This window comes from Sodalis glossinidius str. 'morsitans', assembly GCF_000010085.1.
Taxonomy (GTDB): domain Bacteria; phylum Pseudomonadota; class Gammaproteobacteria; order Enterobacterales; family Enterobacteriaceae; genus Sodalis; species Sodalis glossinidius.
Window position 1 is genome coordinate 1,020,843 of sequence record NC_007712.1, and the last position, 14,464, is coordinate 1,035,306.

Consider the following 14,464-nt stretch of genomic DNA (forward strand, 5'->3'; position numbering starts at 1 on the left):
TTTGTTGAATAAATATAACTTTTAGGTGATCGTTTGCTCAGATCACTACCGTCATTTCAACATCTGCACTCCATGGCAAAGCAAAAGTTTAAAATAATCAACTGGTCCACTTACAACAAAGCTCTCAAGCAGCGCGGGGCTCTGACGATATGGCTGGATGAGTCGGCAATTGTTGCATGGACGGAAAAAACAACGCCTGAACGGCGTGGCCGGCCGCTTCACTACGCAGATATGGCTATCACCACTGTTCTGATGATGAAACGCGTGTTTGGCCTTTCGTTAAGGGCTTTACAGGGCTTCGTTGACGCCATTTTTAAACTGATGGTGCTGCTGCTAAGATGCCCAGATTACTCGCTGATCAGCAAGCGAGCAAAGACAGTTAAGATCAGCATAAAAACGCCGACCCGTGGTGAAATCTCACCTCTAGTCATTGACGGAACCGGCCTGAAGGTCTTTGGCGAGGGCGAATGGAAAGTCCGACAGCATGGTGCCGACAGACGGAGGGTGTGGCGTAAGCTGCATATGGCCGCAGACAGTGTAATGCATGAGATTATCTGTGCTGACTTATCGCTCAGCGGTACGACGGATACTCAGGCCCTACCCGCTACTGTCATGATGCTCTGCTGAGGAAGAAAATAAGGCCTCTTATTCCTCCACGAGGTGGGGCGCAATATTGGCCAGACCGATACCATGAGCGTAACTACGCTGTTGCGAATCAGCGTCTAAGCGGCAGTAACGATGTATGGAAAAAGCAAGTGGGCTATCATCGACGCTCAGTGGCTGAAACAGCTATATTCCGGTTCAAAACGCTTATGGGCGATCATCTAAGTCTGCGTGACTATGATGCGCAGGTAGGTGAGGCAATGGCGATGGTCAAAGCGCTTAACAAAATGACGCTGTTAGGAATGCCGAACAGCATCCGGATCGCATAACAATCGATCTGCTAGGGGGGCGTAGTCACAAGTTCTGATTTATTCAACAAAGCCGGCGGAGCATTGTCATTGAAGGCCCTTTGGCGGGCGTTCGCTGAATGCGCAGCGCCCGCCTGTGTAGACCGGGGGCCTCCGTCAAGGGGTTTGCATTAACGCTTTCATGTATCCATCGTGTACGCCATGCCGGCATGCCATGGCGCATCACATCGCATTTGTACGGAATGCTCCGGGATCCACACGCCATCAAATTCATGACGTTTCAAGACTTGCAGTACTCTTGGCATATCAATATCGCCTGCGTCGATGAAGCTTTCGTGATAGTAAGGGACCTACCCTTTTAGGTTCCGAAAATGGATTTACCGGTCAGGTGATAATAACAACGCTCATCCTGATCTAAATATCCTTCATTTTACAGGCACTGCATTACGCGAAATAACCGGTTAAAGGAAAGCCCAGGTAGTGCAGCGATTTCACTCATCATCAATGGCGCTCCAGCCTGAGATAGATGTTCCAAAATAGCCAGGCTTCGACTTAACGCTGGCGCGCTATAATCGCTCATTGCGCGCGTTTTTGCGGTATATCGGCAGTAGCGCTGCTCTCTTGTTGCCGGCCATGGAGATGGAGATAACGGATGGTCAGGAGCGTGATACCCCCCCTATCGCCATACAGTCTCCAAGATAATAGATTGGCGTGCTCGGGCTACCTGTCATTTCGCGTACCGCAGGCACGGTATTTTGCCCGAAAAAGCCGCCTAAATTGGCCAGCGAGTTAATTGCGGCAAGTCCGGCAGCCGCGGCGGAGCCACCCAAAAAACGCGTCAGCGTCCAAAAACAGGGTTGAATAGAGAAGATAGCCATAATGACTACGGTGATGCACAAGAAGCTCAACCAAGGCGTAGCAATAAACAGGGCGCTGCCGGTCAGAAACACCGCCGCCACGAACATCGGCAACGCGATATTTTTCACCGGATCGGCGGTTCGCGCTGGATTTCGCGTCATCCACCTAGAGCAACACGATTGCGGCAAGCCACGGGATCATATTGATTACGCCGTTGGCGATATCCGACACGCCAAAGCCTTTCACGATGGTCGGTATCCAGTAACTTAGCCCTTAGGCGCTGAATGAGATGAACCCCAACACCAGGGCGAGCAACAGGACGCATGAATCTTTCAACGTGGTCAAAACACCTCTGACATGATGATCCTGGTCGCGGCTTTCCTCCTGTTTCAGCGTGTTTTTAAGCCAGGATTTTTCGTCTTGGCTGAGAAATTGCGATTTTTCGGGTGACTCCGGCAGCCAGTATAAAACGGGAAGAATCAATACCAGCGCAGGCAACCCGGTGCCGATAAAGATCCATTGTCAACCTTCCAAATTAAGCAGACCGTGAATATTCAATAACAGGCCATTTAGCGGGGCGCCTATCAAGTTGGCTATCAGGCTTGCCATGATGAGATAGCCAACGACGCGTGGGCGGTGCTCGATGGGAAACTAGCGGGTCATATAATAAAGCAGCCCGGGATACAGCCCCACCTCGAAGGCACCCAGCAAAAACCGCAGAATATAGAACATGGTCGTGCTGGTGGTGAAGGCAATCAGAATCGTTACCAGTCCCCATGAGAACATAATACGGGCGAACCAGACATGGCACCCAACTTATGCATTATGATGTTGCTGGTTACCTCAAATAAGAGGTAGCCAATAAAAAATAACGATGCGCCGAAGCCATAAGCGGTTTCACTTAATGATAAGCTTTCCACCATGTGGAGTTTGGTAAAGCTGATATTTTGTCTGTCTATATAAGCGATGACATAAAGCAAAATCATTATTAGCAAAAATTTAATTGATATTTTTTATCGTCGTGATACCAAGACGACTATCAGCGTATTGTATAGATTCACCTTAATTAAGCGGAAAAGAAATGATTACATAATACCGAATTTGTCAAAGGCCTCTACGGTCGTCATCCCTTTTTTCAATATCTGTAGAACTTCGCTTTCACCCTTCGATTTTTCAAACGCGCCAGTCGACCACTTTGCCGCGTGGTCCCTGATCCTGCGCGTAACTGCCGAAGGACGCTACCGGGAAGCCCAGTTTCAGAATTTCATTTCTGTCCCGATGAAAGCCGTGGACCACCGCCCCTACCGCACCGCATTGTCTGGTGAGTGTGGACATTAATCTCCCCCCACTGTGCATAGCGAAGCGAGCCCCCTACGCAGATGTACACTTCATTTGTTTGTAAGTCATCCAGAGCATGGAACATTAATCCAAAGGGTTTTTCACTCAGCGCGGAATTTCCCGGTCCGCTTTGCTGAAAATAATCTGCTTCCAGCACAGGCATGGCATGCCCTAAAATAACCATTCCCGCGTCAATGGGTTTTAATTGCGGTGAAAGGAATTGATGAAATAATCCCATGGTGTCCAACACGTCTCCCAGCAGGGCGACGAATAATTTTTCTTTCGAGTACTGGCTGATAATGCCTCCATTAGTGATTATTCAGGATGCGGCTCGCGTTGGATATGGCCGCCGGACTTCCCCGGCAGGAAATTCAGATCGGCACTGGTGTGGGCTTGTTCGACGGACTGTATATACAAATGGGTGTAACCTCGCGGATAATCCAGCAAGGGCGGCCGCCATTGTTCTTTCCGCCGCGCCAGCTCTTCCTCGCTGACGTTCAATGTCAGGCGACGCTCATGGCAGTTTAGTTCGATAATATCGCTGTTACGTACCAACGCCAGCGTACCGCCGACGGTGGCTTCCGGGCTGACATGCAAGACGATGGTGCCAAACGCGGTTCCGGACATGCGTCCATCCGAGATACGGATCATATCCCGTACGCCTTGCTGAACTAGCTTTAGCGGCATGCCGAAATTCCCCACCTCCGGCATGCCTGGATAGCCCCGTGGCCCGGTGCCTTTTAACACCAAAATATCGTCGGGCGTGACATCCAACTGGGGATCGTTAATGCGCTGGTTGTAGTTTTCGATATTCTCAAAGACGACCGCTCTGGCCTGGTGATTTAGCAGCGCGGGGGTGGTGGTGGGTTTTATCACCGCGCCGTCCGTGCACAGATTGCCGCGCAGAACAATGGTGCCGGCATCCTTGATTAGGGCCTGTTCGGCAGGGACGATAACGAGCGGATTAAAGATAGAGGCATCGACATAATTCTCGCTCAGCGTCTTGCCATTACATTGTATAACATTATCGTGCAGCTTATGGCGCAGCTGGCTTATCACCGCCGGTATGCCGCCCGCGTAGTAAAAATCTTCCATCAGGAATTCCCCTGAGGGTTTAAGGTTGGCGAGCAGGGGAATATTCTGGCTCAATACGTCGAAATCACTGAGTGTAAGCGGCACTTCAATCCGACCGGCAATGGCCAGCAAATGCAATATAAATTTGGTCGACCTGCCAATCGCTGCGTTAACGATAATCGCGTTCTCAAACGCGTCGCGGGTAAGGATCTGCGACATGCGCAGCTCCTCTTGCACCATGCCGACGATACGGCGGCCAGACAAACGCGCCGCGCGGCGCCGTGATGCATCTACGGCAGGGATAGCAGCGGCACCCGGCAGGGACATGCCGAGCGCCTCCACCATACAGTCGAGGGTAGAAGCCGTTCCCATTGTGTTACAGGCACCAGGGCTGCGCGACATACTGTTTTCTGCTTCGTCAAACATCGACTGGCTGATGATTACCGGCACGCAGATCTTCGCTGAATTTCCATAAATCAGTGCCTGAACCGATATCACGCCCCTGGTGTTTGCTGTTGAGCATGGGGCCGCCGCTGACGACCATTGTAGGCAAGTCAACGCTGGCCGCGCCCATCAGGCAGGCCGGTGTGGTTTTGTCGCAGTTGGCGAGGACAACGACGCCATCAATGGAATTGGCGCGAATAGATTCTTCCACGTCCATGCTAGCGAGATTACGGTACAGCATCGTCGTCGGTTTTATTAATGCTTTACCCAACGACATGACCGGGAATTCAAAGGCAATACCGCCCGCCTCAAGAACGCCGGTTTTCACCTGCTCGGCCAGGTCGCGTAAATGCGTATTGCACGGGGTTAATTCCGACCAGGTATTACAGATGCCGATAACCGGCCGCCCGTCGAAAACGTCATTGGGCAGCCCTTAGTTTTTTAACCAGCTCCTGGCAATAAATCCGGATTTATCCTTGCGACCGAACCACTCCTTGCTACGATACTTTTTCATTTTACCCACACTTAGCTAACGGGATATGATGAGGTGGGAGTGTGGCGGGGGCGGCCGTAATCCGTCAATAGTGTCCCCCGGCGCCGCAATTTAAAGACTTTGTGAACAAGGACGGGGATTATGACTTGCGTCTTGGGGAGCAATTTTTATATATGAAAGTCAGTGTGTAGCTTATGGGTGGTGACAACGGAAAAAAGATTACAAATCAGTGGGTAAATTAACAGCTAATAGAAGTTACTTTTATTAGTGAAAGTGAAAATTCGCCAGGAAAATATCAGAAGTGTGATCTTTGTAACAGGTTTAAACGCCTTGAGCGCGTGTAAAGCCCGTCACTCGGGGGAAACTATTGCGCGTTAATTGTCTGGAGGGGGGGCGTGCGCAGGTAGTTATCGCTCACATCCCCCCGCCCGCGTGCCGCGCAGGGGCGCTTATCGCGGCTGATAAAAGCCCTGATAACTAGCGGACCGCTTTGGCAGGTCGCGGTTAATGATAACGCTGCTATTACAGCGGAGTTCCCTGCGGCGAAAAGTCGCCGGCGATAGAACAGGGCGGTTGAGCGGAAAGCGTTCTGGCGAGCGTGTTAAATGATGGATCAAAGAGCGTTGAGCGCCACAGTAATCCACTGGCGTTTTGGGCGTCGAAAGCGCCCGTGAAACCTTTGATGCCCGCGTTGGCCCGTATCCGGTCAAATTTGACTAGGTGTGAACAAATTCTTGGTGGGTCTTGTCACCGTTGACGTAGGGCAGTAGCCAATGGATCGCGCCGGCCAGCGACGCGCCATTATCCGCCCGCCAATGATACCAATCCTACCCCCGGTGTCGGGCCGCCAACGCGGCATCCACCAGCTGCTGAAGATCATAGACGACATAATGCAACGCATCTCGATCCTTAAAATCCAGCGTCACGCCCGCATTATCAATATTCTGGGCGATCTGCTGCCGGAAGAGGGCTCGGGAGCGATTAGACAACCTGCTATCGTCAGTGGCCACGGCGATAAGGGTCAGAAGTTTGATACGATGGCTCTGCCAGTTATTGCGCCAGATCATGGCCTGATTGGCCTGCGCGATACGGTGCAGATAGCTATCGGCCCAACGCCTGAGAAAGCGATCCACCGTCAGGCGCTCGCTCGTCGGTACGTGGTGCCGGATACGTGCCAGGTTTGGATTAATTGGCCGCAGGGGGTTTCATCAATCGGGTTGGCATCAGGTTGCCAGGTCGTCACCCACGCCAACAGATAGCGCCGCGCCTGGCGCAGGCCTTCATCACCATCGATGCCGGCCTGCCAGGCGAGGGCGTTTTTCAGCATTAACGGCAGGTCCTTCCGGGCCTGCACGTTTTGATCGTAAATGCCCTGATGCGGTAACGTTCCTTCGGTATGCAAATGCGCTATCGGCTGTGGGGCATGGCGTCTGGCGTAAATCACCGCTTGATGCAAGGATGACGTTTGCAACTGTAAAGCGGTCGGGGCCGCTTTTGTGGTTTGCGCCGCGTAAACCGACGGTAAGGCCGCAGCATCGCGGCGGTTAATACTGTGAACGTGCGCTATACCGATTCATAACGTCGCCTCCTTGTCCCCGGAACAGGCCGATGAGCGGCGCAGTTTAGCATTAGGCATCAAGGTAACCCATTTATGCCACAAACGGTAATGGAGGGCGCGTTGACGGCAAAATTGACGCTGTCTCGTATTAGGATAGGTTTCGCAGACACGGGCAAAATGGACGTCAGAGGGCAGAGAACCTGAAAGCGGATAGGCCTTAACCGGTGGCTGGCTCTACATTAAGTAAGAAGGGGACAATGATGACGGGTCCAGGTCACCCTGAACCCGTTGCCTCCTGCCGCCGAGAGCCTTCGGCTTGAAAAAGCAGGGCGTCAGCCGGCGTAATACTCGGGATCCTCCAGTTCGGTCAGCAGACCCGGACCCTCTGGCTTCCACCCCAGCATCGCACGCGTGTGCGTGCTGGAGGCGGCCATTTTCGTGCCCACCATCCCCGCGAACTAGCCGAAATGCTGGGGCTCCCGTCTCCCCGCGAGCAGCCCCAACTGCCGACCTATCGTCGCCGCGATGAGCCTGAAAGGTACTTACTCGTCCGCCACGGCGTGGTACACCGGTTCGGTCACGCCTTGCTCCAGTACCAGACGGTAGACGAGTGCCGCATCCAGCCGATGTAAGCCCGACCAGCAGTTCTGGTCGTTATCAAGCTAGGCCGAAATGCCTTTTTCCCGCGCCAGATGCATCAGGAGGGCCACGAAGCCATGGTCTCCCAGACTATGAACCGATGAGGCAAGGCGGATCAAAGCGGCACGGACACCGCGGTCGTTCAGTGCGCGGACGGACTTGCCCGGTCATATTCCGTCGCCCCTCGCGGCAGCCCCGATACTCCGGTCGTGACGAGTAGCGGGCGATCGTTTCCCGCCAAAGCGCTACCAAGCGTCTCAATCACCTGCCGGTCCTGTTCGCAACTCTCGATGAACCGGTAGAAATCGTGATTAAAGGCGGTATGTATCACGGCATCCGCCGCTCCTGCCGCCTGACGCAACACATCAAGATCATCCAGGGTTGCGCCTGGGCGCCTGTCGCGGCAAGGGTCGCCGCCTTTTCGTCGGAACGGACGAGTCCCGTCACCCGGTGGCCGGCGTTGATAAGCTTCTGAACCACGGCTGAGCCGACTCATCCTGTCGCGCCAGTGACAAATACATGCATACCAAGAGTCTCCTGAATGGAATGAAAAGGGGTTAATGGATCCGCATGGACAGCTCGACGTCCTCGCCGCAGGCAACGGACAGGTAGCCATTTGCGGGCGTGCGGACATACTCCAGATAGTCCTGGTTGTGGTGTGCATAGTCGGCGATAATGAGTGCGCCCGGGCGTAGTCGGGTTTCCAGACGCGACAGAATGTCGGTGTAGAGCGCCTTGGCGCCGTCAAGCAACAGCAGATCGATGACATCGGGCAGCGGGTCTGTCAGCGTTTGCAGTCGTCTCCTTCGCGTATTTCCACCAGATCAGCAAGCCCGCCCCGCCCGCCGCGATATGCTCGCGCGCGCAACACCTTGGAAGGCTCGAACTCGCTGCTTATCATGAGACCGCCGCCATTTTCGCGCAGTGCGGCAGCAAGATGCAGGGTGGAGAGACCGAACGAGGTGCCAAATTCGACAATGCTTTATCTATTGGCGCTGCGCGCCAATAGATAAAGCAGCACGCCGGTTTGGCGCGACACCGGCAACTAAAGATCTTTCAGATGGCCGTAAAAATCCACATAATCGATTTTACTGCGCAGCAGGCGCTCACGCTCCTCGCGGGGTATGCCGGCCAACGCCGGGCTGGTCGCCGCGGCAGCTTGGGCATACAGGCTTTCCAGTAATGTCGCCAGCGGAGCGGTGGTGAGTGTTGAAGTCATAACGGTATCCCGATCTGTATCTAGCCGTAAAAAAGAATGCTATTAATTTATCACATTGTTATAATGCGACGAATAACTCATATTTGCTATTCGCATTCATTGCCGGGTTAAAACACGCTTATGACCAATCGCCAGACCGCGCGTATTTCCTCACGAAAACACCCCAAACAGTCCCGTTCCACGGAGCTGGTTGCCGCCATTTTGCAGGCGGCGACTCAGGTTTTGGCCCAGGAGGATGCTCAGCGTTTCACCACCGCGCGGGTCGCCGAAAAAGCCGGCGTCAGCATTGGCTCCCTGTATCAGTATTTCCCCAACAAAGCGGCGATTCTTTTTCGCCTGCAGTTCGATGAATGGCAGCAAACCACGGAAATGTTGCGCCGTATTTTGGAAGAGGTTGGCAGGCCGCCGCTGGACAGACTGAGCACCCTGGTCCACAGTTTTATTCAATCCGAGTGTGAAGAAGTCGCGATGCGCGTCGCGTTGAACGACGCCGCGTCCCTTTATCGCGATGCGCCTGAAGCGCAGCAGGCGAAAGCCGCAGGTGACATTGTTTTTCAAACATTTATGCGGGAAGTCCTGCCCGGCGCGTCGCAGGCCACCCTTGTCCAGGCGGGGGAATTGATTACCACCACCTTAAGCACGGTGGGCCATGCGGTTTCAGAAAATGCCCGCTCGCCGAAAGCGGTTAACCGCTGGGCGGAGGGGATGGCGGATATGTTCTGTGCCTGGCTGACGTCCTTACAGGCGCGTCAGAATAGTGACAATCCGACACAGGCGCGTCACGATAGCGACGAGCCAACTTGAGTCACTAGCAGCAAAGGCAGAACGGCGCGACCCACAGGGTTAAACCGGCGGCAGCAAGGCAAAGGTTGCTTTCATTTTCCGCGCTTCTTCCTCCGGACTGCGGCCGAAAAAACGCCGAAATTCGCGATTGAATTGCGACGGGCTTTCATACCCACTTTGAACGCTGCTGACGTGGCACTGAGAGAGTTGCGTATCATCAACAATCGCACCTGATTCAGGCGTAAGGATTTAATGTACTGTAGCGGCGAGGTGCCGGTGACGGCTTTAAAGCGTTTATGGAAAGCAGGAACACTCATCCCGGCATCTTCTGCCAGCGTGGCGATGGACACAGCGCGGGGGTAGTCCGCGATGAATGCGCTCCAGCGAACGGGAGATATGGGCGAAATGCCCTTGATTCGCCAACGCCGCCCTAAGCGCATTGCCCCGTTCCCCCACCAGCACTCGATAATAAAGCTCGCGCACCACCTGCGGGCCGAGGATGCGTGCTTCTTCCTTTGAGGCCAGCGCCTGCAACAGGCGTAATGTGGTATCGGCTATTGCCGCATCCAGCGGCGTGTAGATAATGCCTTCCGGCGCGTCGCAGGCCCGCGTTCCGGGCCTGTCAAGCCACATGACCAGCTCCGACAGCACCGCCATATTCAGGGCTATCGCCACGGCCAGAAGGGGATATTGCGGGCTGGCTTCCGTTTCCGTGAGAAACTGTAAGGGTACGGACAGAACCAGATAGTGGTGCTGATCATAGCAATACCCCTTTTCCGCCAAATACCCTCGCTTACGGCCCTGACATACGATGACGATGCAGGGATCATACAGCACCGGGGTACGTTCGAGTGGGTGTTCGGCCCGCATAAACTGTATACCCTCAAGCAATGAGCGTGTGTAACCCTCGGCGCGGGCAAGCGTGTCCAGCAGCAGCGCCATTTGACGCGGTATCGAGGCAATAGCGTCGCGCATTTTTCCTACATCCTGATGAAAACTCATTTTCGCCTGATAATCGCTCTATTTCTGGTTTGAATAGTATCAGGCAATCAATGAAGAGGAATACGCCTTTTCGTCAACGCTGTGCCTGCCTACGCTTAAACACTATAGCGGTGTTTGGAGTCGGGTATCCCGCGGCGACCACGGGCCATGAGCACGGGCGATATCCTTTCTGCCTGCGCACCCTCGAAGCGCACGTCGCGCTTCCCCAACAACGCTATCTCTTTACCCGATAGGAGACTGATACTATGACGCATAAAACTTGGCTTATCACGGGAGCAGGCCGCGGGCTGGGCGCCCAACTGGCGCAGACCGTACTCGCGGCAGGGGACAATGTCGTGGTGACGGCACGGGATAGCGAAGCGGCCCGCGCGGCCTTTACGGCCCATACCGACCGGCTTTCGATTTATGTACCCTTTATGGCACGTCCAAGTTTGCAGTTGAAGGTTTCAGCATTAACCTGGCGCGCGATTTAGCCCCTTTCGGCATTCATGTGACCGTCGTCGAGCCGGGCTATTTCCGCACCGATTTTCTTGACGCCAGTTCGGTCCGTTTTTCCGCTGATCCCATCGCGGATTATGATGATGTCAGAGAGCAAACGGAAGCCGTGTACCGGGAATATAATCATAAGCAGCCGGGCGACCCGGTGAAATTCGGACCCGCCATTCTTCGATTGGCGAACGAAAAGACACCGCCCCGGCATTTATTGCTCGGTTCCGATGCCTTGGCGATCGCTCGCAAAGCATTGACGGAACGCTTGGCAGAAATCGATGCTTGGGAAAGCCTGTCGTTCACGACCGATCATGATGATGTCGCGGGCTAAGGGGCGCTTAAGCGTCTTTTGTCGGCTGAGGGTTATCGTCTATGGCGGCCTGCGGCCATAGACGATGTGGTTGGCAAAGGGGAGGCTTATTTTGCCGCTGTTGGCGCCAATACCGGAGCGGAGCGAGTGACCATGGCTGTGCCGTGGTCGGCTAAGCACGGGTGAGACCCCTCCTCGCGAGCGACTAACCGAATCGCAGAAACACATGATCCACGTCCGCAGGCGAGGAGAAATTATGGACGTGATTTGCTCCGCCGCGATAAGAGGCTGGGCGGGTGTTCAACGGCTCCGCCGGCGGCTTATCAAACACCCAACGGGCGCCGTCAAATTTTATGGGAAACCCTTTTGCGGCTGGATGGCCCACATCGTAGATTTCATAATTCAAATGCTGACCCGGATACCGCACCACCCTGACGGGAATAAGTTTGCCGTCCATGTCGACATACCGCACGTGGTGAAAATGATTGCCCCGATTCTTCTTTTGCATGCGGTAGAGCTTTCCATCACCGTACTTGCGCCGGTTATGATTGAGGATGGCGACGTAAACGCGGTTTTTCTCTTTTTCCACAGCGATACTATTAAGGGTTTTTTCGAGCAGGGTATAAAGCGGGAAAGTTTCAACCTGGTCATGGCGAGGCAATAAGGGCATCTGCCGTTTGGCTATAGCCAAACCTGCGCCGCCGCTCTGCCAGCCGGCGTTTTCGCGCAGGAGGGTCTCGCCCATGGGATCTTCAAGCGAGAACGGAGCGGGCCATCCCCGCCAGTCCGAGCCTAAAGAACGACGACGCGGTGGCATTACGCCCGTGCTACTCAGGCCAGTCAGTAAACTTGCTCCTAAAAGCAAATCGGTAAGGCGTTTGAGCGTCCCCACCAACGTGCCGGTTGCGCCTGTTTCCGCGGTCAGCGCCTCCTGTTGGCAAACCTCTTCATTCTTGCGCCGCCAGACGGCAATATTGTTCCAGAGACCGCCCCAACGGTCCGGTGAGGGCCTGCGGTCTTCCGCAGTCAGAGGGCCGGCATGGTGATCCGGTAGCGGAGGTGAGGGGGGAACCGGACTACGGCTTTTCGCCCACCCGGTGGCGGCCGATCGATGAAATGCAACGTTTTCCGCTTCACCGAGAGCGAGCTGATGAAAGGTGATGTGCGGATGACTCACTTATGAGGGAAGTGACGATAGACATCGATTATCTCCTGCTTATTGTTTGAGGAATGGGTCATTGCACTGTGCAGCACAGGAGTAGTATTAATCCCTTCTAAATATAGGGAAAAGAGCAAAAGCGCTTTTTAATGAGTTATTGCTAAAACAGGCATGCGCTTCATCCGCCGCGCGGCCGGATGTAGACCGCCGGCAACAGCGCAGGAAGCGATGTTCAGGCTTGCGCAAAGTGTCAGGTCGTCGCGGGACACCACGTCTGCTCAAGGCATGGAATAAGACTCAGGCATAATGCCTGCGCAGTCGGGTGAGGGGGCAGCAGGGCAGTCTATGTCCCGGGCGGAACCGCTGGAGCGGGATGTAGCACTTTCTTGCAAAAATCGCCGTTGCGGGGAAAAGGGGGGACTGGGGGCGCTCAGCGAACGCGTTGGACGCGGCACCGCGTGAGCGGTATGCGCTTGGTACAACGGGGGATGTCCGGGACAAACCAGCCCGCGTCATACCATCATTTTACCGCGAATAATCACTTTACCCGGTTTGATTTGACTATCCGAGGCGCGGCGTACCGCCAGATTAATCGCCTGCCAGGCCATCTCATACAGATCATGGGCGATACAGGGGAAATTGAATCCGAAAACGGCGGCATGGGGAATTTCATCGATGCTAAAAACGGAAACATCCTGCATCGGTCGCAGCCGATGGTCAATGCAGGATTTGATGATGCCTTGCGATATCTGGTTATTACAGCCTACGAAATAATCTGGCGCCGGCTGGTGATTGAGATAATACGTGGTGACCTGCCAGGCCACATCCATATAAAAATCGGCATACAGAATATCCAGGTGCGCTATTTTGCCCTGCAGTGCGGCGGTAACGCCGGTAACCCTTTCGCGGGCGACGTTCGAGTCGTCCGGACCGGACACCACAACCACCCGCTGCGCCTGCTGCTCTTGTAAAAAGCGGCCCGCCTGTAGCCCGCAATCGAGATTGTCGATATATACGCCGCTGCAGGAGGCAATATCCAGCTCGCGGTCCACCAGGATGATCGGAATATTCAATAACGCCAGCCGCTCGAAGTACGCCGGTCGATAGTTTTGATCGGCAGAGATGACCGACAACACTATCGCATCGACGCCGTAGCCAATAAGCTTGTCGATAATACGGTTTTCCTGCTCTTGTGATTCCCATGAATCGAAGACCAGCGTGTCATAACCGGCCTTCTGCGCTTCAAGCGTCATGAGCTTGGTCAGATTGCCGAAGAAAGGGTTGCCCATATCGGGATTGACGATGCCTATCGTTTTACTGGCTCTGGCGCGCAGATTTCTCGCCGCCGTGTTCACAACGTAGCCCATCTCCTGCGCCGTTTCCAGCACGCGCCTGAGCGTATCCGGATGAACCTTCTCCGGATGGGAGAACGCGCGCGATGCGGTGATTTTGCTGACGTTGGACTGTGCGGCTACGCTTGCAAGCGTAGCCTTGACCTTCCTGCCTGGTGCCAATTTACACTCCTATGTTTTTATCATTTTGTATCATTTTAGTATCATGACACATCCCTGTGCCGGAAGCGAATGATCTTCCCCGTTTTATGCCACGCGTCGCACGCGAGGGTCGGTAAATATGTCCAAATCGTCCCGGCTTTCGGAGGAAAATTCGGACACGACCGCACCCTGTGCACTGGCCTGGAACCAATGGCGGGTGTTGGGAGGGATGGTATATTGTCCCCCTGCACGCAGTACGATGTAGCGCTGACAATGATACCACTCTTCGTCGCCGGCCGGTGGCGCCACTTCGCCGTGATTCAGGGCCAGGGTGGGGTCGTCGACGAACAGGTAAACTTCTCCCCAGCGGCAGCGAAAGGTTTCTTGCTTACCGGGCGTGCCGTCGAACGGCGGATGCAAGTGTTCTGGGCACGTTTGTTCGGGGAATAACACCAGCTCCTTCGCACAATAGCGTGGCGAATTACAATAGGTCAGTAATTGTAGGCCGGAAACAGGATAACTCTGTAGGCCAAAATCGGCGATTTCAATCTTTTCCTTTTCCGCTTCGGTGATAACGATGCCTGCCTCGTTCAGCACGGATGCCGTTTCTTCCCGCGCTTTTTCATGCGTTGTCATGACGTCCTCCTACTAGGGTGAATGTTATCGGTATCATTGACAAAAAGCCGTTCACACC

General features: G+C 54.4%; 19 protein-coding genes and 2 pseudogenes. 5 read left to right on the forward strand and 16 right to left on the reverse strand.

Translation table 11 applies throughout. From position 1 onward, the window contains the following. Positions 1-72: 72 nt before the first annotated feature. Positions 73-932 (forward strand): annotated as a pseudogene (locus SGP1_RS26620) (IS5 family transposase). Between the two features lie 409 nt (positions 933-1,341). Here the strand turns inward: SGP1_RS26620 and SGP1_RS36115 are convergent. The 8 genes from SGP1_RS36115 to SGP1_RS23410 all read right to left on the reverse strand — a co-directional run bounded on the left by SGP1_RS36115 (position 1,342) and on the right by SGP1_RS23410 (position 6,589). Next, positions 1,342-1,491 carry a helix-turn-helix domain-containing protein gene (locus tag SGP1_RS36115; RefSeq protein ID WP_148203373.1) on the reverse strand — a complete coding sequence of 50 codons (150 nt, stop codon included), beginning with the start codon at positions 1,489-1,491 and terminating at the stop codon, positions 1,342-1,344. 76 nt (positions 1,492-1,567) lie between these two features. Then, positions 1,568-1,930, reverse strand: a complete 363-nt coding sequence (locus SGP1_RS32695) for a hypothetical protein (RefSeq protein WP_243466170.1) — start codon at positions 1,928-1,930, stop codon at positions 1,568-1,570. A gap of 490 nt (positions 1,931-2,420) precedes the next feature. Beyond that, the gene (locus SGP1_RS34950) at positions 2,421-2,555 is read right to left on the reverse strand and encodes a hypothetical protein (RefSeq protein WP_279379441.1); all 135 of its coding nucleotides are present in this window, start codon (positions 2,553-2,555) and stop codon (positions 2,421-2,423) included. 387 nt (positions 2,556-2,942) lie between these two features. Continuing rightward, the gene (locus tag SGP1_RS32700; protein WP_243466171.1) at positions 2,943-3,104 is read right to left on the reverse strand and encodes a hypothetical protein; all 162 of its coding nucleotides are present in this window, start codon (positions 3,102-3,104) and stop codon (positions 2,943-2,945) included. A gap of 318 nt (positions 3,105-3,422) precedes the next feature. Next, positions 3,423-4,631, reverse strand: a complete 1,209-nt coding sequence (locus SGP1_RS05195) for a dihydroxy-acid dehydratase (RefSeq protein ID WP_279379442.1) — start codon at positions 4,629-4,631, stop codon at positions 3,423-3,425. Further along, a complete protein-coding gene (locus tag SGP1_RS34955; protein ID WP_341532857.1) occupies positions 4,600-5,055 on the reverse strand; it encodes a dihydroxy-acid dehydratase in 456 nt (151 codons plus the stop codon). Before SGP1_RS34955 ends, SGP1_RS05195 begins: the two co-directional genes overlap by 32 nt. Positions 5,056-5,945: 890 nt before the next feature. Beyond that, entirely contained in the window at positions 5,946-6,251 is a 306-nt protein-coding gene (locus SGP1_RS23405) for an alginate lyase family protein (protein WP_050747417.1), read from the reverse strand. A gap of 2 nt (positions 6,252-6,253) precedes the next feature. Further along, positions 6,254-6,589: a hypothetical protein gene (locus tag SGP1_RS23410; RefSeq protein ID WP_050747418.1), complete on the reverse strand. Its 336-nt coding sequence runs from the start codon at positions 6,587-6,589 to the stop codon at positions 6,254-6,256. 500 nt (positions 6,590-7,089) lie between these two features. On the opposite strand from SGP1_RS23410, the gene SGP1_RS32705 reads away from it, so the two are divergent. Next, on the forward strand, positions 7,090-7,308 hold the full coding sequence (locus SGP1_RS32705) for a hypothetical protein (RefSeq protein ID WP_243466172.1): 219 nt from the start codon (positions 7,090-7,092) through the stop codon (positions 7,306-7,308). 149 nt (positions 7,309-7,457) lie between these two features. Here SGP1_RS32705 and SGP1_RS32710 read toward each other — a convergent pair whose 3' ends face one another. From SGP1_RS32710 to SGP1_RS35575, 4 genes are all read right to left on the reverse strand, one after another. Continuing rightward, entirely contained in the window at positions 7,458-7,811 is a 354-nt protein-coding gene (locus tag SGP1_RS32710) for a hypothetical protein (protein ID WP_243466173.1), read from the reverse strand. Between the two features lie 61 nt (positions 7,812-7,872). Further along, positions 7,873-8,067, reverse strand: a complete 195-nt coding sequence (locus tag SGP1_RS35565; RefSeq protein WP_341532843.1) for a methyltransferase — start codon at positions 8,065-8,067, stop codon at positions 7,873-7,875. A gap of 32 nt (positions 8,068-8,099) precedes the next feature. Beyond that, on the reverse strand, positions 8,100-8,294 hold the full coding sequence (locus tag SGP1_RS35570) for a class I SAM-dependent methyltransferase (protein WP_341532858.1): 195 nt from the start codon (positions 8,292-8,294) through the stop codon (positions 8,100-8,102). A gap of 66 nt (positions 8,295-8,360) precedes the next feature. Continuing rightward, a complete protein-coding gene (locus SGP1_RS35575; protein ID WP_341532844.1) occupies positions 8,361-8,534 on the reverse strand; it encodes a hypothetical protein in 174 nt (57 codons plus the stop codon). 120 nt (positions 8,535-8,654) lie between these two features. On the opposite strand from SGP1_RS35575, the gene SGP1_RS05215 reads away from it, so the two are divergent. Beyond that, a complete protein-coding gene (locus tag SGP1_RS05215; RefSeq protein WP_011410358.1) occupies positions 8,655-9,338 on the forward strand; it encodes a TetR family transcriptional regulator in 684 nt (227 codons plus the stop codon). A 39-nt stretch (positions 9,339-9,377) separates the two neighbouring features. On the opposite strand, the pseudogene SGP1_RS05220 reads toward SGP1_RS05215, so the two are convergent. Then, positions 9,378-10,292: pseudogene (locus SGP1_RS05220) on the reverse strand (AraC family transcriptional regulator). A gap of 272 nt (positions 10,293-10,564) precedes the next feature. Here SGP1_RS05220 and SGP1_RS32720 point away from each other — a divergent pair. Both SGP1_RS32720 and SGP1_RS32725 read left to right on the forward strand, forming a co-directional pair. Then, on the forward strand, positions 10,565-10,792 hold the full coding sequence (locus tag SGP1_RS32720) for an SDR family NAD(P)-dependent oxidoreductase (protein ID WP_041866647.1): 228 nt from the start codon (positions 10,565-10,567) through the stop codon (positions 10,790-10,792). Continuing rightward, positions 10,777-11,139 (forward strand): hypothetical protein, encoded by a 363-nt coding sequence (locus tag SGP1_RS32725; RefSeq protein WP_243466255.1) that lies wholly within the window; start codon positions 10,777-10,779, stop codon positions 11,137-11,139. Before SGP1_RS32720 ends, SGP1_RS32725 begins: the two co-directional genes overlap by 16 nt. A 184-nt stretch (positions 11,140-11,323) precedes the next feature. Here SGP1_RS32725 and SGP1_RS05235 read toward each other — a convergent pair whose 3' ends face one another. The 3 genes from SGP1_RS05235 to SGP1_RS05245 form a co-directional block, all read right to left on the reverse strand. After that, positions 11,324-12,295: a hypothetical protein gene (locus tag SGP1_RS05235; protein WP_011410360.1), complete on the reverse strand. Its 972-nt coding sequence runs from the start codon at positions 12,293-12,295 to the stop codon at positions 11,324-11,326. A gap of 494 nt (positions 12,296-12,789) precedes the next feature. Then, complete coding sequence (locus SGP1_RS05240) at positions 12,790-13,791, reverse strand: LacI family DNA-binding transcriptional regulator (RefSeq protein WP_011410361.1); 1,002 nt, start codon at positions 13,789-13,791, stop codon at positions 12,790-12,792. Positions 13,792-13,875: 84 nt separating this feature from the next. Then, positions 13,876-14,406 (reverse strand): D-lyxose isomerase, encoded by a 531-nt coding sequence (locus SGP1_RS05245; RefSeq protein ID WP_011410362.1) that lies wholly within the window; start codon positions 14,404-14,406, stop codon positions 13,876-13,878. Positions 14,407-14,464: the final 58 nt, after the last annotated feature.